Source organism: Streptococcus oralis, assembly GCF_003943825.1.
Taxonomy (GTDB): Bacteria; Bacillota; Bacilli; order Lactobacillales; family Streptococcaceae; genus Streptococcus; species Streptococcus oralis_CD.
The window spans coordinates 1-632 of the sequence record NZ_RJNJ01000093.1; the positions used below are offsets into that span (position 1 = coordinate 1).

The window sequence follows — 632 nt, forward strand, 5'->3', positions numbered from 1 at the left end:
AGACAGCAGCTATAAAGCCAGCTGACCATGATTTAGCAAAGGAACTGCTGATGTGGTCAGAAATAAAATTTAATAGTTCTTTTGGCATGTCCAATTCCTTTGTGAACGAAGGAATAGGTGACAAGACATGTCAATTAATGAACAAAATCGAAACTCAAAATACACTCCAGATCGCTATCAAAGTGAAAAGTCTTATAATGGTGTAAAACCTACTGATTCACAAGTACTAGCTCCATTCGTAATTAGAGATAGAGCGATGCTAGTTAACAAGGATGTAAATCGAGATAATCTTAAAACTTTTAACATTTATGGCAAGCGAATTCTTGTTGGATTTGTACCTATTGAACGAGATGAGTTTGCGAATGCCCTTCGTGTCTTTAACATGGATACCAATGAATACTTGAGCCGTCATTCTAAAGGAAAGCATGATGATTTATCTTTAGATGAGATGTTCGATAAAATGGATAATGATGAGAAATTTGGCTACGATCCAACTGGAATCCCTTCTCACGAGGAGAAACTGATGCTTATTGAAACACTAGAAGAATTGATTGATGTTGTATACCAACGTAATGAAAAGTACGGTAAAATCCTAAAGCTAATCTACCAAGATATCACGATTAGTAAACAAG

General features: G+C 35.6%; 1 protein-coding gene. It reads left to right on the forward strand.

The window, feature by feature from the left end; all coding sequences use genetic code 11:
• Positions 1-127: 127 nt before the first annotated feature.
• A partial coding sequence (locus D8863_RS10775) for a hypothetical protein (protein ID WP_125441872.1) occupies positions 128-632 on the forward strand: 505 nt, incomplete at its 3' end.